The 19,982-nt window shown below is 74.3% G+C and carries 15 protein-coding genes; 9 read left to right on the top strand and 6 right to left on the bottom strand.

All coding sequences use genetic code 11. The features are described 5' to 3' along the window. Nucleotides 1-107 precede the first annotated feature (107 nt). Together FB558_RS25695 and FB558_RS25690 are read left to right on the top strand one after the other, a co-directional pair. On the top strand, nt 108-869 hold the full coding sequence (locus FB558_RS25695) for a cyclase family protein (RefSeq protein WP_142057633.1): 762 nt from the start codon (nt 108-110) through the stop codon (nt 867-869). A gap of 4 nt (nt 870-873) precedes the next feature. Then, nucleotides 874-2,502 (top strand): thiamine pyrophosphate-binding protein, encoded by a 1,629-nt coding sequence (locus FB558_RS25690; protein ID WP_142057631.1) that lies wholly within the window; start codon nt 874-876, stop codon nt 2,500-2,502. Between the two features lie 79 nt (nt 2,503-2,581). Here FB558_RS25690 and FB558_RS25685 read toward each other — a convergent pair whose 3' ends face one another. From FB558_RS25685 to FB558_RS25675, 3 genes are all read right to left on the bottom strand, one after another. Then, entirely contained in the window at nt 2,582-3,001 is a 420-nt protein-coding gene (locus tag FB558_RS25685) for a nuclear transport factor 2 family protein (RefSeq protein ID WP_246106745.1), read from the bottom strand. 60 nt (nt 3,002-3,061) lie between these two features. After that, nucleotides 3,062-4,972, bottom strand: coding sequence for a vWA domain-containing protein (locus FB558_RS25680; protein ID WP_211366842.1), 1,911 nt, complete (start codon nt 4,970-4,972; stop codon nt 3,062-3,064). A gap of 114 nt (nt 4,973-5,086) precedes the next feature. Next, entirely contained in the window at nt 5,087-8,104 is a 3,018-nt protein-coding gene (locus FB558_RS25675) for an alpha-mannosidase (RefSeq protein ID WP_142057629.1), read from the bottom strand. Between the two features lie 130 nt (nt 8,105-8,234). On the opposite strand from FB558_RS25675, the gene FB558_RS25670 reads away from it, so the two are divergent. After that, nucleotides 8,235-9,293: a PhoH family protein gene (locus FB558_RS25670; protein WP_246106744.1), complete on the top strand. Its 1,059-nt coding sequence runs from the start codon at nt 8,235-8,237 to the stop codon at nt 9,291-9,293. A 145-nt stretch (nt 9,294-9,438) separates the two neighbouring features. On the opposite strand, the gene FB558_RS25665 is transcribed toward FB558_RS25670, so the two are convergent. Further along, nucleotides 9,439-10,557: a methyltransferase gene (locus tag FB558_RS25665; protein ID WP_142057625.1), complete on the bottom strand. Its 1,119-nt coding sequence runs from the start codon at nt 10,555-10,557 to the stop codon at nt 9,439-9,441. 1,192 nt (nt 10,558-11,749) lie between these two features. Further along, on the bottom strand, nt 11,750-12,982 hold the full coding sequence (locus FB558_RS25660; protein ID WP_142057623.1) for a D-arabinono-1,4-lactone oxidase: 1,233 nt from the start codon (nt 12,980-12,982) through the stop codon (nt 11,750-11,752). Between the two features lie 75 nt (nt 12,983-13,057). On the opposite strand from FB558_RS25660, the gene ybeY reads away from it, so the two are divergent. From ybeY to era, 5 genes are read left to right on the top strand one after another with little or no spacing between them, the layout of a single operon-like run. Then, nucleotides 13,058-13,594, top strand: coding sequence for an rRNA maturation RNase YbeY (gene ybeY, locus FB558_RS25655; protein ID WP_142057621.1), 537 nt, complete (start codon nt 13,058-13,060; stop codon nt 13,592-13,594). A 5-nt stretch (nt 13,595-13,599) separates the two neighbouring features. Further along, entirely contained in the window at nt 13,600-15,033 is a 1,434-nt protein-coding gene (locus FB558_RS25650; protein ID WP_246106743.1) for a hemolysin family protein, read from the top strand. Continuing rightward, nucleotides 15,017-15,385 carry a cytidine deaminase gene (locus tag FB558_RS25645; RefSeq protein ID WP_142057619.1) on the top strand — a complete coding sequence of 123 codons (369 nt, stop codon included), beginning with the start codon at nt 15,017-15,019 and terminating at the stop codon, nt 15,383-15,385. The genes FB558_RS25650 and FB558_RS25645 overlap by 17 nt, the downstream gene beginning before the upstream one ends. Further along, entirely contained in the window at nt 15,382-16,632 is a 1,251-nt protein-coding gene (lhgO, locus tag FB558_RS25640; protein ID WP_142057617.1) for an L-2-hydroxyglutarate oxidase, read from the top strand. The genes FB558_RS25645 and lhgO overlap by 4 nt, the downstream gene beginning before the upstream one ends. Next, nucleotides 16,629-17,558 (top strand): GTPase Era, encoded by a 930-nt coding sequence (gene era, locus FB558_RS25635; RefSeq protein ID WP_211366841.1) that lies wholly within the window; start codon nt 16,629-16,631, stop codon nt 17,556-17,558. Before lhgO ends, era begins: the two co-directional genes overlap by 4 nt. 79 nt (nt 17,559-17,637) lie before the next feature. Here the strand turns inward: era and FB558_RS25630 are convergent, their stop codons facing one another. Further along, nucleotides 17,638-18,816 carry a cytochrome P450 family protein gene (locus tag FB558_RS25630; RefSeq protein ID WP_142057615.1) on the bottom strand — a complete coding sequence of 393 codons (1,179 nt, stop codon included), beginning with the start codon at nt 18,814-18,816 and terminating at the stop codon, nt 17,638-17,640. A gap of 99 nt (nt 18,817-18,915) precedes the next feature. Between FB558_RS25630 and FB558_RS25625 the strand changes: the two genes are divergently transcribed. After that, complete coding sequence (locus tag FB558_RS25625) at nt 18,916-19,980, top strand: TetR/AcrR family transcriptional regulator (RefSeq protein WP_142057613.1); 1,065 nt, start codon at nt 18,916-18,918, stop codon at nt 19,978-19,980. Nucleotides 19,981-19,982 lie beyond the last annotated feature (2 nt).

Below are 19,982 nucleotides of genomic sequence, written 5' to 3'. Positions count from 1 at the left end.
CTAGGCACCGACGAAAGTGCCGTTCGTCGGCGGGTGGCGTGGCGACGAGCGGCGCGCTCGTCCCATAAGTTTGGACGTGACTGCGTCGTCCAACGCCGGGAGGCCCCGTGTCCGTGCTGTCCGATCTGCTCTCGGCCCTCCGGGACCGCACCGTCACGGTCGTCGACCTCACCGCGCCGTTGCACAGCGGCACCCCGGTGCTGTCGCTGCCGGCGCCCTTCGCCAACGCGTCGGCGTTCGGGCTCACCGAGATCAGCCGCTACGACGAGCGCGGCCCGGCCTGGTACTGGAACGACATCACGACCTCCGAGCACACGGGCACGCACTTCGACGCGCCGGTGCACTGGGTGAGCGGCAAGGACGGGGAGGACATCGCGCAGGTGCCGGCGCAGCGGCTGCTCGCGCCCGCTGCGGTGCTCGACCTGTCCGACCGCTGCGCGACGGACCCGGACTTCCTGCTCGAGGTCGACCACGTCCGCGCCTGGGAGGCCGAGCACGGCCCGCTGCCCGAGGGCGGCTGGCTGCTCTACCGCACCGGATGGGACGCCCGCAGCACCGATGCGGAGGCCTTCGCCAACGCGGGCGCGACCCCGGGCATCTCGGTCGAGTGCGCGAAGTGGCTCGCCGAGGAGACGCCGATCCTCGGGCTCGGGGTGGAGACGGTCGGCACCGACGCGGGCGCGGCGCACGGCTTCGACCCGCCGTTCCCGTGCCACAGCTTCCTGCTCGGCGCCGGCAAGTACGGGCTCACCCAGCTGCAGAACCTCGCGCAGCTCCCGCCGACCGGGGCCGTGGTCGTGGCGGGCCCGCTGCCGATCGTCGGCGGGTCGGGCAGCCCGGCCCGGGTGCTGGCGCTGGTGGAGTCCTGAACCGATGATCGTCGCGGAGCTCGTCGGGCGCGCGCTCGCCGACCTGGGCGTCGGCCACGCGTTCGGGGTGGTCGGCAGTGGCAACTTCCACGTCACGAACGCGCTGCGCGCGGCGGGCGTGCCCTACGTCGCGGCGCGGCACGAGGGCGGCGCCGCGACGATGGCCGACGCCTACGCGCGCACGAGCGGCCGCGTCGGCGTGGTCACCCTGCACCAGGGCTGCGGCCTGACCAACGCGCTGACCGGGATCACCGAGGCCGCGAAGAGCCGCACGCCGCTGCTCGTGCTCGCCGCCGACACCGGTGCGGGTGCCGTGCGCTCGAACTTCCACATCGACCAGGACGCGCTGGCCCGCGCGGTCGGGGCGGTGCCCGAGCGGGTGCACGCTCCGGCCACCGCGCTCGCCGACGTCGTGCGTGCATACCGCACGGCCGTCGAGCAGCGCCGCACGGTCGTGCTCAACCTGCCGCTGGACGTGCAGGCCGCGACCGCTCCGGACGACGCCGCGCAGCCCGCCGTGGCGCCGCTGGCCCCGGTGCGCCCCGGCGCGGACGCCGTGGCGGCGCTCGCGGCGCGGGTCGCGGCGGCGCAGCGGCCGGTGTTCGTCGCCGGGCGCGGGGCCCGCGGTGCCCGCGAGGAGCTGCGGGAGCTCGCCGCCGCGTCCGGCGCGCTGCTGGCCACGTCCGCCGTCGCGGCCGGGCTGTTCGCCGATGACGAGTGGTCGCTGGGCATCTCCGGCGGCTTCGCCTCGCCGCTGGCCGCCGAGCTGATCTCCGGCGCCGACCTCGTCGTCGGCTGGGGCTGCGCGCTGAACATGTGGACGATGCGCCACGGCGCGCTGATCGGCCCGGACGCCGCGGTCGTGCAGGTCGACCTGGACGCCGACGCGATCGGCGCGCACCGCCCGGTGGACCTGGGCGTGCTCGGCGACGTCGCGGCCACGGCCGCCGACGTGCGCGCCGCGCTCCCCGGGGAGCGCACCGGCTACCGCACGCCGGAGGTGGCCGCCGCGATCGCCGCGCGCGTCCGCTGGCGCAGCGAGCCCTACGCGGATCTGACCGGTCCGGACGGCATCGACCCGCGCACGCTCTCGACCGCCCTCGACGACCTGCTGCCCGCCGAGCGCACGGTGGCCGTCGACTCCGGCAACTTCATGGGCTACCCCAGCGCCTACCTGCGCGTCCCCGACGCGCAGGGCTACTGCCTCACGCAGGGCTTCCAGTCGATCGGGCTGGGGCTCGCCACCGCGATCGGCGCGGCGTGCGCCCGCCCGGACCGCCTCGCCGTCGCCGCGCTCGGCGACGGCGGCGCGCTGATGGCCGCCGCCGAGCTGGAAACGGTGGTGCGGCTCGGGCTGGCGATGGTCGTGGTGGTCTACGACGACCGCGGCTACGGCGCCGAGGTGCACCACTTCACCGGCGAGGACCACGCCACGGTGGTCTTCCCCGACACCGACATCGCCGCCATCGGCCGCGGCTACGGCTTCGAGGCCGTCACCGTGAACACCCCGGCGGATCTGGAGGCGGTGTCGCGCTGGGTGACCGGCCCGAGGACGGCCCCGCTGCTGGTGCACGCCCGGATCGCCTCGGACGGCGGCGCCTGGTGGCTGGCGGAGGCGTTCCGCGGCCACTGACCGCCGCTACCGACGAGTATCGGTTGCTCATCGTCGTGATCACAGCGATGGGCAACCGATACTCGCGATCATGAGCCGCTCAGGCGGCCGCCGCGGCGATCGCGGCCGTGTCCCAGTAGAACGGCCACACCTCGGTGATCCGCCCGTCCTCCACGCGGACCGTCTGCAGGATCGGGAACTCCAGCTCCCGCCCGGATCGCCGGGCCCTCGCGCGCACCTGCGTTCGCACCACGACGACGTCGCCCGCGGGGTGGAACTCCTGCTCCAGCATCGTGAACGACTCCCACGCCGCGCTCATCGCGACGAAGAACCGCTCCATCCCGGCGTGGCCGCGCCACGTGCCGCCGTAGGGAAGCGCCTCGGCTTGGTGCAGCACCACGTCCGGGGCGAAGAACGGCGCCAGCGGGGCGAAGCTCGCCCGCCCCGGCCCGCCGGCGTCGAGGTACTGCTGCTCGGCGGCGTACATGCCCTCGAGCACCGCCAGTGCGTCATCGGTCATGCCGCCGAGTCTCGGCGGTCAGGCAGCCGGTAGCTGGCGGTGATCAGCCACGACGTCCGCTCACCGGCGGCGGCGGGCCCGGAGGGCGAGGACGGCTCCCACCACCACGAGCGCGATCGCGGCGCCGGCCAGCGCCCACACGGCCGGGGCGATCGCGGTGGTGGTCGCGGCCGCCTCCGGCGTGGCCATGACGTCCGGCTGCGCCGCCCGTTCCGGCGTCGCCTCCGGGGCCCGCCCGCCGCCGAAGGTCGCCGCCCCCTCGGCGTAGCGGGGGCCGGGCTCCGGCGAGCCGGTCACGGACAGGTCGAGCTGGACCGGAATCGGTGCGGCGGTGCCGCCGCTGCGCGTCGCGCCCACCTGCACGGCGATGTAGTACCAGCCGGCGAGGCTCTGGGGCCGGACCGAGACCACGTCGGCGTCGCGGTTGCCGTAGCGGACCGGCACGGTGGTGACCGCCGGGTCGTTCGTCGGCAGCACCTGGCTCGTGCCGGTGTAGGCCGAGAAGTCCGAGTCGATCTCCTCGCGCGTGGGCGTGTAGAGGTGGGTCTCCACCGTTGAGACGTTGTCGAGCCCGCGGCCCGGCGTCTCCGCGAAGCGGACGCGGTAGGCCAGCCCCTGTCCCCAGTCCAGTCGGACGCGGTAGAAGACGAACTCGGCGCGCTGCAGCGTGTCGGTGTAGGTGCCGGTCCCGTCGAGCGTGCCGGCCACGGTGAAGGAGCCACCCCCGGTCACGGGTCGCGGCGTGGTGGCCGGATCGGTGAACTCGGCCTCGGGCAGGACGGCCACCGGTCCGCCGTCGACGACCCCGGGCTCGACACCCACCAGCAGTTCGACCGGCAGCCGCTCCGGCACCCCGGCGGACACCCGCGACCACTCGAGGGCGAAGGTGTAGCGCCCCGCGCCCCTGCACCGGTCGTGGGAACCGCCGGTGTCCTCCTCGGTGGCGCCGTCCCACGTCGTCGCCACGGTGAGCGCGGCCCCGTCGCTGGAGTTGTTCGTCTGCTCGCTCTCGAACTCGTTGCAGTCCTCGCCCGCGTCGCCGTAGGTGCGCAGCTGCAGGCCGTTGAAGTCCTCGAGGACGTCGATGCCCGCCAGGCGCGGGAAGGAGACCGTCGCGGTGAAGTACGCGGTGGCGCCCTGCGGCACGTCGACGGCGTAGTAGCGCTTCTCCTTCTGGCCGATCGTGTCCAGGTGCTGGCCGGGGGCCGCCAGCGGCGCGGCGGCCGGGGTCGCGGTGCCGGTGATCGGCGTGCCCGCCGGGGCGTAGTTGCGCAGCGCCGTCGACGTGACGCGGGGCAGCACCCGTTGCAGGGCGTCGGCGTCGGGCGCGTCGGTATAGGTGCCGCCGGTGGCCTGGGCGACGCAGGACAGTTGCTCCCGGGCCACGTCGTCCACGCCGAAGCCGACGGCGTGGACGACGAGGTCGACGCCCTGCCCGGCGAGGGTGCGCACGACCTCGCACGGCTCCGGTGGGGCGCAGGTGTCCTCGCCGTCGGACACGAGGACCACCGAGCGGGGTCCCTCCTGCGGGAGCGCCTCCGCGGCGACCTGGAGCGACCGGCCGATCGGGGTGTACCCGCGCGGCGTGAGGCCGTCCACCGCGGCGCGCAGGCCCGCCTTGTCGATCGGCTCCGGGTCCTGCAGCACCGTGACGTCCTGGCAGCCCTGCGCGCGTTCGGCCTCGGAGTTGCCGGTGCCGGTGCCGTAGGCGGCGAGTCCGACGGGAGCACCGTCCGGGGCGGCGTCCACCAGCGCCCGCACCGCGCGCTTCGCGGCGTCCATCTTGGTGCCGCCTGCCGGGTCGGCGCCGGTCATCGAGCCCGAGGCGTCGAGGACGACCATGGTCGGTGCGAGCTCGACGCGCTCGGTTCCCTCCTGCCCGTGCGCGGCGGGTGCGGCCAGCAGCGCGCACAGGATCGCGGGCAGCGCGACGAGCGCGGCCCGGCGGGAGATCGACCTTGCAGTGCTCACGGGGCGTCACTCTGTCATCCGTGTGATCGACCCCGATGGGGCACTGCCGAGGAGTACCGGTTGCCCATCGCCGTGATAACCGGGGATGGGCAACCGGCACCCGGGATCTCGCGGTCAGCTCCGGCGGTAACGCAGCGTCACGATCCGGAACGGGCGCAGGTCCACCCGCACGCCGTCCGCCGAGAGGCTCGCCTGCTCGGCCAGCGGCCGCTCGAGCAGGTCGGTCTCGACCACCCCCGAGTGCTCGAAGCCCGCGGTGACCCGCGCCGACGCCCGGCCGCCGTGGGCCTCGTAGAGCCGCACGACCACGTCACCGCTGCCGTCCTCGGCCAGCTTGACGGCCTCGACGACGACGGCCGGGTCGTCCACCGACACCAGCGGGGCGATCTCCGCGCCGCCCGCCACGGTGCGCAGGGGCAGGTTCACGCGGTAGCCCTCCGCCACTGCGTCCGCGATCGTCGCGCCCGGCCGCAGCGACACGCGCATCCGGTGCGCGCCCTGGTCGGCCTGCGGGTCCGGGAACAGCGGCGCGCGCAGCAGCGACAGCCGCACGACCGTGGTCGTGCCGCCGTCCGCGCGGGTGGAGCGTCCGACGTCGTGGCCGTAGGTGGAGTCGTTGGCCACCGCCACGCCGTAGCCGGGCTCCCCGACGTGCACCCAGCGGTGCGCCACCGTCTCGAACCGGGCCGCGTCCCACGAGGTGTTGGTGTGGATCGGGCGGTGCAGGTGGCCGAACTGGATCTCCGAGCCGGCCCGCTCGGCGTGCACGTCCAGGGGGAAGGCGAGCTTGAGCAGCTTCTGGCGCTCGTGCCAGTCGACGTGGGTGTCGATGTCGATCGACGCGGAACCGGCGTCCAGCGACACCACCTGCGTGATCGTCGACGCGCCGACCTTCCGCACGACCCGCACGGCGGCGCGGTGGCGCCCGCGCTCGACGACGGCGAGCTCGGCGACGTCGGTGAGGTCGCGGCCGTGGCGGCGGTAGTGCTCGTCGATGTCCCAGGCGTCCCACTGGGTGGGGGTGTCGCGGTGCAGCTGCAGCAGGTTCGCCGCGTCGCCGGGCGGCACGAGCTCCCGGTCGGCGGTGAGGTCGCGCACCGAGGTGAGCAGCCCCCGCTCGTCGATCACGGCCCGGACGCGGCCGTTCTCCAGCACGGTGCCGCCCGCGGTCTCGGACACGCGGACCTCGTCGGCCGGTGCCGCCGTGGCCCCACCGCCGAGGGCGGGGACGCCGTGGCGCGCGTACGGGCCCGCGTTCACCGCGACCTCGCCGTCCCCCTCACCGGCGAGGGCCGCGAGCGAGCGCGCGATGACGCCTTCCAGCTCCTCGGCGACCTGCGCGTAGTTGCGCTCGGCCTCCTGGTGCACCCAGGCGATCGAGGTGCCGGGGAGGATGTCGTGGAACTGCTGCAGCAGCACCGTGTGCCAGCAGCGCGCCAGCACGTCGGCCGGGTACGCCAGCCCGGTGCGGACGGCCGCGGTGGCCGCCCACAGCTCGGCCTCGCGCAGCAGGTGCTCGCTGCGCCGGTTGCCGCGCTTGGTGCGGGCCTGCGAGGTGTAGGTGCCGCGGTGGAACTCCAGGTACAGCTCGCCCGACCAGACCGGCGGGCGCGGGTACTCGGCCTCCGCCGTGGAGAAGAACTCGGCGGGCGTGGTGATGCGGACCGACGGGGAGCCCTCCAGCGACCTCGTCCGCGCCGCCGCCGCCAGCATCTCCCGGGTCGGCCCGCCGCCGCCGTCGCCCCAGCCGAACGGCACGAGCGAGGTGTTGGCGCGCCCCTTCTCCGCGTACTGGCGCTGCGCGCGGTGCAACTCGTGCTGCGACAGCTCCGAGTTGTAGGTGTCGACCGGCGGGAAGTGGGTGAAGATCTGCGTGCCGTCGATGCCCTCCCATCGGAAGGTGTGGTGGGGCATCACGTTCGTCTCGTTCCACGAGATCTTCTGCGTGAGGAACCACCGTGCGCCGGCCGCCTTGATCAGCTGCGGCAGTGCGGCGGAGTAGCCGAACGAGTCGGGCAGCCACACCTCCTGCGGGTCGACGCCCAGCTGCTCGATGAAGAACCGCTTGCCCGCCACGAACTGGCGGGCCAGCGCCTCGCCGCCGGGCATGTTCGTGTCCGACTCCACCCACATGCCGCCGACGGGCACGAACCGGCCCTCGGCCACCCGCTGCTTGACCCGCTCGAACAGCTCGGGCTGGTGCTCCTGCAGCCACGCGTACTGCTGGGCCGAGGACGCCGCGAAGACGAACTCGTCATCGGTGTCCATCAGGTCCAGCACGTTGGCGAACGTGCGGGCGACCTTGCGGACGGTCTCGCGCACCGGCCACAGCCAGGCCGAGTCGATGTGGGCGTGCCCGACCGCGTGCAGGCGGTGCGCACTCGGCCAGGCGGGAGCGGCCAGCACGTCGGCGAGCTCGGCGCGACCGGCGGCCGCGGTGCCGGTCACGTCGTCGGGGTCGACGACGTCGACGGCCCGTTCCAGCGCGCGCAGCACCTCGGCGCGACGCGGCAGCTCCGCGGGCAGTTCGGCGACGAGGCCCGCGAGCGTCCAGAAGTCCTGGTTCAGCTCCCAGACCACCGTGTCGAGCAGCGCGATGTCGGCGGCCTCGAACCGGTAGATCGGGTCGTCACCGGCGGTGGCGAGGTCGCCCATCGGGGTCGGGGCGTAGGTCCAGTTCTTGGCGACGCCGGGGTTGGAGGCGGCCTCGACGTACAGGTCGACGGCGGAGCCCGGCCCGCCGGCCAGGGGGACGTGGGGGTTCAGCGGCTCGACGGCCGCCACCACGTGCCCGTCGGGGGTGTAGGCGAGCCCTTCGGACTGGAAGCCGGGCTGCGCGCCGGCGAACCCGAGGTCGAGGACGAGTTCGGGGCGGGTGCCGGGCGTCGTCCAGCCGGCCGGGACCGTGCCGGTGACGCGGAACCACACCGTGCCCCACGGTCGGCCCCACGGTGAGCCGACGGCGAACGGCGTGAACTCCTGCCGCACGGCCTCGGCGAAGGGCACCGGCTCGCCGGGCGCCGTCCAGGCCGTGACCTCGACCGGGACGCGCTCGCGGTACAGGGCGGGGTGGAGCCGCTCGCGGACGAACCGCGCGACCCGTTGCAGGACCAGGTTCGAGTCGTCGTGCACGGGATAAATCCAATCTATGGACTAAATCTGTGTCAAGGGCGCCGCCCGAAACGGTGGGCGTCGTGTCGGGGGGAGGCGGTAGCATCGGAGCGGTCCCACCAGCAGAGACAGGAAGCAGGCGGCACACCCCTTGACCCATCCGGATCCCGTCCAGTCCCGCATGGCCGTTCCGGACGCCGCTCTGCTCGCGCTGCTGGGCTCGCGCGACGAGAGCCTGCGTGTCGCGGAGGACATGCTCGAGGCCGACGTGCACGTGCGCGGCAACGAGCTCACCCTCACCGGCACCCCGGCGGACGTGGCCTTCGCGGAGCGCGTCTTCACCGAACTGATCACCCTCGCCGAGCGCGGCCAGCAGGTGTCCGGCGACGCCGTGCGGCGCACCGTCGAGATGCTCGGCGACGGCGAGGCCGACGAGCGCGCGCGCATCGGGGAGTCGCCGGCCGAGGTGCTCTCGCTCGACATCCTGTCGCGGCGCGGCAAGACCATCCGGCCCAAGACGCTGAACCAGAAGCGCTACGTCGACGCGATCGACGCGCACACCGTCGTCTTCGGCATCGGGCCCGCCGGCACCGGCAAGACCTACCTCGCCATGGCCAAGGCCGTGCAGGCGCTGCAGGCGAAGATGGTCAACCGCATCATCCTCACGCGCCCCGCCGTCGAGGCGGGGGAGCGGCTGGGTTACCTGCCCGGCACGCTCTACGAGAAGATCGACCCGTACCTGCGCCCGCTGTACGACGCGCTGCACGACATGATCGACCCCGAGTCGATCCCGAAGCTGATCTCGGCGGGGACGATCGAGATCGCGCCGTTGGCGTACATGCGCGGCCGGACGTTGAACGATGCGTTCATCATCCTCGACGAGGCGCAGAACACCACGCCCGAGCAGATGAAGATGTTCCTCACCCGGCTCGGCTTCGGCTCGAAGATCGTGGTGACCGGCGACATCACGCAGGTCGACCTGCCCGGCGGCACCCGCTCGGGGCTCAACGTCGTGCGCGACATCCTCGGCGCGGTCGACGACGTGCACTTCTCCCCGTTGTCGAGCAGCGACGTGGTGCGCCACCGCCTGGTGGCCGACATCGTCGACGCGTACGCCCGCTGGGACGCCGACAACGAGCGGCCCAACCTGAGGTCGGCGGCGCCGCGCAACGGCCCGCCGCAGGACCAGCGGCGCCGCAACCGCCGCTGAGCGGGCTGGATCCTTCCGAGAAGCACCGGAGCACCGCCGACACGACGCTGACGTGCGCCTCGCAGCGATCACGGGTACGTGATCGCTGCGAGCCGCGCGTCGGCGCGATGTTCGGCGCCGTCACGTACGGCTCGTAACGATCACGTCAGCGCGCGAGGCCGAGCCGCCAGAGCGACACCGTCTCCTGCGCGCGGAGGTGTCGGAGCGGGTCGTCGGGCCGCGGGGTCGGGCTCGGCCGCGCGTCGAGGCGTCCGCGCACCACGAGCCCGGCGCGCCCGAACTGCGCGAGCAGCGCGTCCCGGGTGCGCAGCCCGAGCAGCTCGGCCAGGTCGGAGAGCACGAGCCAGGCCTCGCCGCCCGGGGTGAGGTGGTCGGGCAGCTGCCGGACGATCCGCGCCAGGAGCCGCCCGCCCGGGTCGAACACCCCGGCCTCGAGCGGGGAGTGCGGTGTGCCCGGCAGCCACGGCGGGTTGACGACCACCAGCCCGGCGCGCCCGCGCGGGAACAGGTCGTGCCGGCGGACCTCGACGCGGTCGTCGAGACCGAGGCGGGCGAGGTTCTCGCGCGCGCAGACCACCGCGGCGGGCTGCACGTCCGTGGCCACGACCCGGGCGACGCCGCGCCGGGCCAGCACGGCGGCCAGCACGCCCGTCCCGGTCCCGATGTCGAACGCCAGTCCGGCGTCCGGCAGCGGGGCGCGCGCCACGAGGTCCACGTAGTCGCTGCGCGTCGGCGCGAAGACGCCGTGGTGCGGGTGGATGCGCTCGCCCAGCGCCGGCACCGCGACGCCGCGCTCGCGCCACTGGCGGGCGCCCATCGCCCCGAGCATGGCCTGCAACGGGATGAGGCTGCGCGCGACCGGCGGCCCGAACGCCTCCCGGCAGGCGCGCCGCACGTCGGGGGCGTGCGGGAGCGGGACGCGGTCGTCCGCGTCGAGCTCGATCAGCACCATGCCGAGCACCCGGGCCCGATGCGCCGCAGCCTGCCGGACACGCAGGTACGTCGCGCGCGGGTCACCGTCGTCGCGGATGCCGCGGCGGGCGAGCCGGCGCCGCAGCGCGTCGCGCAGCTGCCGGGCGCCGCGGAAGTCGCCGCGCCACAGCAGCCCGGTGCCGCGGGTGGCGATGCGCAGGGCGGCGTCGGCGGTCAGGTCGTCGGCGACGACGACCTGCACGGCCCGTCGCTCGCCGGGGTCGCGCCACGGCAGGCGGCGCTGCTGGTCGTTCTCCCACCAGGTGACGGTGGCAGGCGGGTGTGGCGGCATCTCTCGGCTCCTCGGGGTGCAGGAGCCGTCCGAGAGCCGTGGTCAGGGCCGTCGACGACGGCTCCGCGCGGTGGAACGGCGCTCCGTCAGATCGACGGAGCGCGCCAGACCACCGCACCCATGAGCACGCCGTGACCCTAGTGCTCCCACTGCCGGACGCACCACACACGTTCGCCGGCTTCGATCACGGCGGCGAGCGGTGTGAGCCGCCCGGCGGTCCTCGCGACCGCGTTCCCGTGCCTCTCGCCGTCGTGATCGCCAGGAGTGGTGCCAGAGCCCCAAGATCTGCCGCTCTGGCACCACTTTCGCTGATCATGGCCGCCCCTGCGTTCCGCGGAACGCTCTTTTCATGATCAGGTAGACGTGAGAGGGATTCGGAGAAGATCCAACCCCGCTCACGTCTATCTGGTCATGAATTCTCCTGTGGGCGCGCCGTTCCCGGCTCGAGACCACTGCCTCACGCCCCGCCCCTGGCGTTCGGCGCAGTCGGCCGGGTTCGCCTGCTCCTGCCCGTCGGCGGGGTGGTCGGGTTGGCAGAACTACCGAATATCCGGGCTGGGTGGGCAGCCGTCCCCGGCGCGGGCCCAGGCCCGTTCCGGACGAGCCCGCTCCTGCTGCGTGCTCGCGCACCTTGCGGTGGTCCCGATCCGCCCCTTTACCGGTGATCATCAGCGGGTTCGAGGCGTGTCCAACTCTCATGATCGGCGGGATCGGGACATGGGCTGCAGGGGTGCGGCTCATGGGCTGCAGGGGTGCGGCTCATGTCCCTGGCCCGCTGATCAAGGCCGTTTCGGAGGGGTTCGAGAACGCCACCACAGCCAGACGAGCGGCACCCGGCCGCCACGGACTCGTCCGGAACAGGCCTGGGCCAGGTCGGGAACGGCCGCCAGAACGACCACAATATTCGTGGCTTGTACCCAACCCAGCCTCGCTCGGCGCGGAGGACGAGCTCGACGCCTGACCCACTGCGCGTGAGACCCGGCTGCCGGGGTGGGGCAGGAGGTCTCGAGCCGGGAACGGCGCGCCCACCGCAACCCGGGCTACGAGGCAGGGCCACGGGGGAGGAGCGTCACCGGATGAGCGCCGCGCACCCCGTCGACGAGAGAAGGGTGCGCGAGCCGACAAGAGGGAGCGTGCCGGTGGTCGGGGGCCGGTCGGTGCACGAACCGGTCGTGGCCGCCGCGCTGAACGGTCAGAGCGGCACGTAGGTGTCCAGCATCGCGTTGCGGAACTTGCCCGTGGGGTCCTGACGGCGGGCGAGGGCCGAGAAGTCGGCCATCCGGGGCCACAGCGCGGCGACGTTCGCCGGGGCGGTGCCGAAGACCTTGCCCCAGTGCGGCCGGGTGCGCAGCGGCTCCAGCGCGTTCTCCAGCGCGGCCACGGCGGGCAGCACGGCGCCGGTGTCGGGTACCCAGGTGAAGTGCAGCGCCGCGGTGTCGCGGCCTTCGGCGGGGGAGAGCCACAGGTCGTCGCCGGCCACCGTGCGGATCTCCGACACCTGCAGCACGGGGGCGACCTTCTCGCGCACGGCGTCGACCGCGCGCAGGGCGTCGAGCAGGGCCGCGCGCGGCACGAAGTACTCCGACTGCAGCTCGTCACCGCTGCTCGGGGTGAACGCGAGCCGGAAGTGCGGCAGCCGCTCGTGCCAGGGGCCGGGCTCGCCGAGCTGGGGTGTGCAGTGCTTCGGGTCGACGCCGGGCACCATGTGCACCGGGGCGGGCGCGCGGGTGGCGCCGAGCAGGCGCACCGGCGGCTCGGGGTCGCTCTCGAGCTGCTTGAGCCACACCTGCTCGAACCCCCGGCCCGCCCAGCGGGTGAACAGGCTGACGCTGTAGGCCGCGTCGAGGGCCTCCTCCGCGTCGTCGAGGGCGAGGCCCTCGTAGACGTACTGCCGGACGCCGAACGCCGGCCGCAGGTCCAGCGTGAGCGCCGTGACGATCCCGACCGCGCCGAGCGCGACGACGGAGCCGGCGAAGTCGGGGTCGCCGCGGCGCACCGTGCGCAGCTCGCCGTCCGCGCCCACCAGCTCGACGGCGGAGACGGCCGTGGCGAGCACGCCGTTGGTCCGCCCCGAGCCGTGGGTGCCCGTGGCGCAGGCTCCGGCGACCGCGATGTGGGGCAGCGAGCCCAGGTTGGGCAGCGCGAACCCGGCCTCGTGCAGCTGCGAGGTGATCTCGCCGTAGCGCAGCCCGCCGGAGACGGTGACGGTGGCGGCGGCCGTGTCGATCTCGCAGACCGGTGGGAGCCGGGTCAGGCGGACGTGGTCACCGGTGGTGTCGGCGATGCGGCTGAACGAGTGCCCCGAGCCCAGGGCCCGCACCCGGTCGCTGCCTGCCACCAGCTCCTGCAGCTGGGCGACCGACGTCGGGTGGTGCACCGTCCGGGAGGAGAAGACGACGTTGCCTGCCCAGTTCGCGGTCACCATGGCCGCGAACCTACCCAGCCGGGGTCACGGTCTACGCTGGTCCTGTCGTCCGGTGTGAATGAGCAGGGGAAACGCGTGTCGATCGAGGTCTGCAACGAGTCCGGCGTACCCGTGGACGAGTCGCTGATCGCCTCCGTGGCGCGCTCGGCGCTCGACGCCATGCACGTCAACCCGGCCGCCGAGCTGTCCATCCTCGCCGTCACCGAAGAGGTCATGAGCGAGCTGCACGAGCGCTGGATGGACGAGCCGGGCCCCACCGACGTCATGTCCTTCCCGATGGACGAGCTGGCCGAGGAGTCGCGGCGCCCGGACGCGCCCGAGACCGGCCCCGCCCTGCTGGGCGACATCGTGCTCTGCCCGGAGTTCGCCAAGGCGCAGGCGCGCAAGGCGGGCCACGGCCTGGCCGACGAGCTGCACCTGCTCACGGTGCACGGCGTGCTGCACCTGCTCGGCTACGACCACGCCGAGCCCGACGAGGAGCGCGAGATGTTCGCGCTGCAGAACAAGCTGCTCGGCGACTGGCAGGCGGCCCGCAGGCAGGCGGCGGCCCAGGCGGCGCAGCACCGCAGCGACTCCGCCGTGCTGGGTACGGCCGGGCTCGAGGACGGCTGAACCTCGTGTCCTCCGCACTGTCGGGCACCCTCCCGCTGATCGTCATCGCCGTCCTGCTGATCCCGCTCGCCGGGTTGTTCGCCGCCGCCGACGCCGCCCTGAACTCGGTGTCGCGTGCGCGGATCGACGCGCTGGTCCGCGCCGGACGGCCCGGGGCGCGCGCGCTCGCCACGGTGGCCGCCGACCGGCCGCGGCACGTCAACCTGCTCCTGCTGCTGCGGCTGGCCGCGGAGACCGCCGCCACCGTGCTGCTGGCGATCGCGCTCATCCAGATCTTCGACCGGGACTGGGCCGGGGGCCTCACCGCGGGCGCGGTCATGCTGGTGGTCAGCTACGTGCTCATCGGCGTGGGCCCGCGCACCCTCGGTCGCCAGCACCCCTACCGCGTCGGCATGCTCGTCGCGGCGCCGGTGCGCGCCCTCGCCACCCTGCTCGGCCCGCTCACCAAGCTGCTGATCCTGGTCGGCAACGCGATCACCCCCGGCCAGGGCTTCCGGCAGGGCCCGTTCTCCTCCGAGGTCGAGCTGCGCGAGCTCGTCGACATGGCCAGCACCAGCGGTGTCGTCGACGAGGACGAGCGGCAGATGATCCACTCGGTGTTCGAGCTGGGTGACACGCTGGTGCGCGGCGTGATGGTGCCGCGCCCGGACGTCGTGTGGACCGAACGGAACACGCCCGTCGACAAGGTGCTGCGCCTGGCGCTCAAGAGCGGCTACTCCCGCATCCCGGTGCTCGGCGAGAGCATCGACGACATCATCGGCGTGGCCTACCTGAAGGACCTCGTCCGCGCGCAGGTCGAGACGCCGGACGCCCCGCTCGTCGAGGTGATGCGCCCCGCGGCGCTCGTGCCCGACACGAAGCGGGTGGACGAGCTGCTCAAGGAGATGCAGGCCGCCCGCAACCACATGGCGATCGTCGTGGACGAGTACGGCGGCACCGCGGGTGTGGTGACGATCGAGGACATCCTCGAGGAGATCGTCGGTGAGATCACCGACGAGTACGACTCCGGGGAGGTGCCCGACGTCGAGGAGCTCGACGGCGGCCGCCTCCGGCTGTCCGCGCGGCTGCCGGCCACCGACCTCGTGGAGCTGTTCGGCGGGCCGGACGGCGAGAACGGCCGCGAGGACGACCTCGCCGAGGTGCTGGAGGCCGCGGACGTCGACACCATCGGCGGCCTGCTCGCCCAGCAGCTCGGGCGGGTGCCGCTGCCGGGCGCGGAGACCGAGGTCGCGGGCCTGCGGATGCTGGCCGAGGGCGGCAAGGACGCCCGCGGCCGGGTGCGGATCTACACGGTGCTGGTGGCGCCCGTCGAGCCGGCCGTCCCGGACGGGGCACCGGCCGAGCGCGCCGACCAGCGGGAGGAGAGCTCGGATGGCCCCACGCGGCCCGCGAGCTCGCCGAAGCGAAGCGGAGGCAGTGACCATGTCCGTTCCGGCTGATCCCGGGGGTCTCGACCCCGAGGACGCCAAGATCGTCACCCTGGCCCGGTCGGCGCGCGCCCGCACCGGCGCCGCCGAGGGGGCCGCGGTGCGCGACACCGACGGGCGCACCTACGCGGCCGCCTCCGTGGCGCTGCCGTCGTTGCAGCTCACGGCCCTGCAGGCGGCGGTGGCGGCCGCCGTGTCGAGTGGGGCGCCCGGGCTCGAGGCGGCCGCCGTCGTCACCGACGCCGCGATGATCGACAGCGGCTCGCTCAACGCGGTGTTCGACCTCGCGCCCGCCGCCCCCGTCCTCCGCGCCGACACCTCCGGCGCCGTCGTCCAGATCCACACCTCGGAGACCGCTTCATGACCTCCAGCACCCCCTCCTACGACGTCGTGGTGGTCGGCGGCGGCATCGTCGGCCTCGCCACCGCCCACGCCGTGGCCCGCACCGGCCGTTCGGTCGCCGTCGTCGAGCGCGAGCCGCGCCTGGCCGCGCACCAGACCGGCAACAACTCCAATGTCATCCACTCCGGGCTGTACTACGCCCCGGGCGGCTACAAGGCGCGCCTCGCGGTGGCCGGGTGCGCCGAGACGATCGCGTTCTGCCGCGAGCACGACCTCCCGCACGAGCGCACCGGCAAGCTGGTCGTCGCCACCGATCCCGAGGAGCTGCCGCGGATGGCGGAGCTCAAGCGGCGCGGTGACGCCAACGGCGTGGAGAACCACGAGCTGGACCAGGCCGGCATGCGCGAGCACGAGCCGCACGTGCGCGGCATCGCCGCCCTCTACGTGCCCTCCACCGGGATCACCGACTACCGGGCGGTCGCGGAGAAGATCGGCGAGCTCGTCGCCAAGGAGGGCGGGGAGATCCACCTGGGCCGCCCGGTCCGCCAGATCCTGCCGCGCGCGTCCGACGTCGTGGTGCGCACCGAGGCGGGCGACCTGCTCGGCAAGCAGGTCGTCGTGTGCGCGGGCCTGCGCTGCGACGAGGTCGCGAAGGCGGCGGGCGTCGACCCCGGCGTGCGGATCGTCCCGTTCCGCGGGGAGTACTCGGGCTTCAGCGACCGCGCCGCCGAGCTGGTCAAGGGCCTGATCTACCCCGTGCCCGACCCGGCGTTCCCGTTCCTGGGGGTGCACGCCACGCGCGGCGTCGACGGCAGCGTGCACGCCGGTCCGAACGCCGTGCTCGCGCTGGCGCGCGAGGGCTACTCCTGGGGCACGGTCAAGCCCAAGGAGTTCCTGGAGACGATCACCTACCCGGGGATGCTGAAGATCGCGAAGAAGCACTGGAAGTACGGCTTCGGCGAGATGCACCGCTCGCTCTCGCGGAGCGCGATGGTCAAGCAGATCCAGCGGATGCTCCCCGACGTGCGCGCCGAGGACCTGCACCGGGCAGGCGCCGGGGTGCGCGCGCAGGCCGTGAAGGCCGACGGCACCCTCGTCGACGACTTCCTGTTCGTCGAGCAGGCCGGTTCCGGCGGGCTGGGTGCCCCGGGCTCGGTGCTGCACGTCCTCAACGCCCCGTCCCCCGCGGCCACCGCCGCGCTGCCGATCGGCCGGGAGATCCTGGAGAAGCTCACCGGCGAGAAGCTCGCCCCGTTGACGGCGTCGTGACCGGCTTCGCGTCCGTGCCGGAGGGCTTCCGGTCCGGCTTCGCCTGCTTCGTGGGCCGGCCCAACGCCGGCAAGTCCACGCTGACCAACGCGCTCATCGGGCAGAAGATCGCGATCACCTCGAGCCGCCCGCAGACCACGCGGCACGCGATCCGGGGGATCCTGCACCGGCCGGACGCGCAGCTCGTCGTCGTCGACACGCCGGGCCTGCACAAGCCGCGCACGCTGCTCGGCAGCCGGCTCAACGACGTGGTCCGCGAGACCTGGGCCGAGGTCGACGTGATCGGCTTCTGCGTGCCGGCCGACCAGCCTGTCGGCCGCGGCGACGAGTTCATCGTGAACGAGCTTCGTTCCGTGGCGAACCGCACGCCGGTGCTGGGCGTCGTCACGAAGACCGACAAGGCGCAGCCCGAGCAGATCGCGGAGCGGCTCACCCAGCTCTCCGGGCTCATGGAGTTCGCCGAGGTCGTGCCCTGCTCGGCGGTGAAGGGCTTCCAGGTCGACGTGCTCGCCGACCTGCTCGTCGCCCGGCTGCCGGAGGGCCCGCCGCTCTACCCGGACGGCGAGCTCACCGACGAGCCGGAGGAGACGCTCGTGGCGGAGCTGATCCGCGAGGCCGCGCTGGAGGGCGTGCGCGACGAGCTGCCGCACTCGATCGCCGTGGTGATCGAGGAAATGGTGCCGCGCGAGGGCCGCCACCCCAAGGCCGACCCGATGCTGAACATCCACGCCAACATCTACGTGGAGCGCTCCAGCCAGAAGGGCATCGTGATCGGCAAGGGCGGGGAGCGGCTGCGCCAGGTGGGCAGCGACTCCCGCCGCCAGATCGAGGCCCTGCTCGGCACGAAGGTCTTCCTGGACCTGCACGTGAAGATCGCAAAAGACTGGCAACGCGACCCGAGGCAGCTCCGCAAACTCGGCTTCTGAGCGCACCACCCCCGCAACGAACGGCACCTTCGTCGGCTAGGTAGCAACGAAAGTGCCGTTCGTCGGTGGGGTGGTGCCCTCAGAGCGTGACCGGGAGCTCCGCCAGGCGCCACGTGCCGCCGTCCGGGGCCCGCCGCGCCCCGCCTGCGAGGGCCAGTTCGGGGAAGCGCTGCAGGAGCGCCGTCAGGGCGACCTGCGTCTGCGCGCGGGCGATCCCGGCGCCCAGGCAGAAGTGCGCCCCGTGGGCGAATCCGAGGTGCCCGGGTGGGCCCGCGGGGCGGCGCAGGTCCAGCACGTCCGGCCCGGCGAACACGCGCGGGTCGCGGTTCGCCGCCGCGATCGCGACGGTCACCGGCTCGCCCGCCGGGATCCGCGTGCCGCCGACCTCCACGTCCTCGGCCGGGAACCGCGGGATCGTCAGCAGCTGCGGGCCGCACCAGCGCATCAGCTCCTCGACGGCCCCGGGCGCGAGGGCGGGGTCGGCGCGCAGCGCGGCGAGCTGGGCGGGGTGGGCCAGCAGCGCCTCCACGGCGTTGGCGACGAGGTTGGCCGGGGTCTGGCCGCCCAGCACCAGCTGCCAGACGAGCGACACGAGCTCGGTGTCGGACAGCCGGTCACCGTCCTCCGCCTGCACCCGGACCAGCTCGGAGATCAGGTCGTCGCCGGGCTCGGCGCGCCGGGCCGCGACGGCCTCGAGCGCCCCGTCGACGATGCCGGGCACGGCCTCGGCGAACGCGGCACCGTTCCCGGTCGCGATGACGGAGCCGAACTCCCGCCAGCGGGGGCGGTCGGCCGCAGGGACTCCGACGAGCTCGCAGATCACCTCGATCGGCAGCGGCCGGGCGACCGTCGTGACCAGGTCCACCGGCCCGCTCGCGGCCTCGTGCTCCAGGTCGTCGAGCAGCGCGTGGACGATCCGCCCGATCCACGGCCGTGCCGCCGCGGCGCGCCGCGCGGTGAACGCGGGCGCCACGAGCCTGCGCAGCCGCGTGTGCTGCGGCCCCTCCAGCTCGCCCATCGACCGCAGGTAGGGCCGGCAACGCTCGGGGACGTCGGGACGCAGCGCGTAGCTGTCGGGGCCGAGTGCGAACCGCGGGTCGGTGAGCACCGCCCGCGCCTCGGCGTGGCGCGTCACGGCCCACATCGGGAAGCCGGGCACGAGCAGCCGCGCGACCGGGCCGGCCTCCCGGGCGCGGTCGTAGGCCGGGAACGGGTCGTGCAGCACTGCGGGGTCGGCGAGGTCGATCTCGGGCGGCACGTGGTCCTCCACTTGGGATGGTGAAACCAGATGTTCTTATCATCTGGATGGTCACGGTATCCTCCATCCGGCGAGGCGGGCAAGGCCGGGAGGGCACGGATGGCGCGGCGGACGAGGGCCGAGATGCAGGAGCACAACCGTGCCCGCGTGCTGGCCGCCGCGCGCCAGGAGTTCGCCGAGCGCGGCTTCCGGGACGCGAAGATCGACGTGATCGCCGAGAGCGCCGAGCTCACGCGCGGGGCCGTCTACTCCAACTTCCCGGGCAAGCGCGCCCTGTTCTTCGCGGTGCTGGCCGACCTCGCCGAGCGTGCGCCCGTGGGGCAGGCCGACGGCGTCGCCCCGACCGTGCGGGCCGCGCTGGGCGCGTTCGCCCGGGCCCGGCTCGCCCGGCTCCCGCTCGCCGCGGAGGTCGACGGGCTGGACCGGCTGGGCGCCGACCTCGTGTCGGAGGTGCTCGCCGACGAGCGGACGCGCGAGCCCTACGCGCAGCTGACGGAGCTGACGGCGGTGCTGCTCGGCCTCGCGCTCGAAGGGCTGGAGCCGGGGGCGCGCCGGGTCCGCGTCGCCCGCGCGGCGCTGACGGCGCTGCACGGGGCCGGCCAGCTCGCCGTGGTCGCGCCGGGGTTCGCCGACCCGTTCGACCTCGCGGCCGCCTGCGCGCAGCTCGCCGACCTGGACCTGGACGACACCTGGGCGCCCCCGCACCTGCCCTACGTCGCGCGGGCGCGTCCCACCGCCGGTCCGTGGACGCCGCCGGCCGCGACCGACGCGCTGCGCGGCGCTCCCGCCGACCTCACCGCCGACGGCGTGGTGGCCGTCCTCGGTCTGCACCGGGTCGCGGCCGTCGAGGAGGCGGTGCGGGCCGCGCCGCGGGACGCGACCGTCACGGCCGTGGTCGTCAGCAGCGAGCCCGCGGAGCTGCTGCCGCTCGCCCGGCTGGTCGTCGCCGAGCTGCGCCGCGACCTGCGCGCCGCCGTGCCCGCCGCCGCCTGGCCGCGGTTGCGGGTCGTCGTCGACCCGACCGGGGCGGTGGCCGCCGCGGCGGGGGAGCGCGCGGTCAGCGACGGCACCGAGGCCGCGGTGCGCGTGGCGGGCGGCCGGATCGTCGCCCGCGCCGACGGACGGGGCGCGTGCCACGCCGCCGCCTCGACCCGCGAGCCGTAGGC

Source organism: Pseudonocardia kunmingensis (assembly GCF_006716445.1).
Classification (GTDB): domain Bacteria; phylum Actinomycetota; class Actinomycetes; order Mycobacteriales; family Pseudonocardiaceae; genus Pseudonocardia; species Pseudonocardia kunmingensis.
Note: the sequence above shows the minus strand (reverse complement) of the source record. Positions and strands in the feature narration are given on the sequence as shown.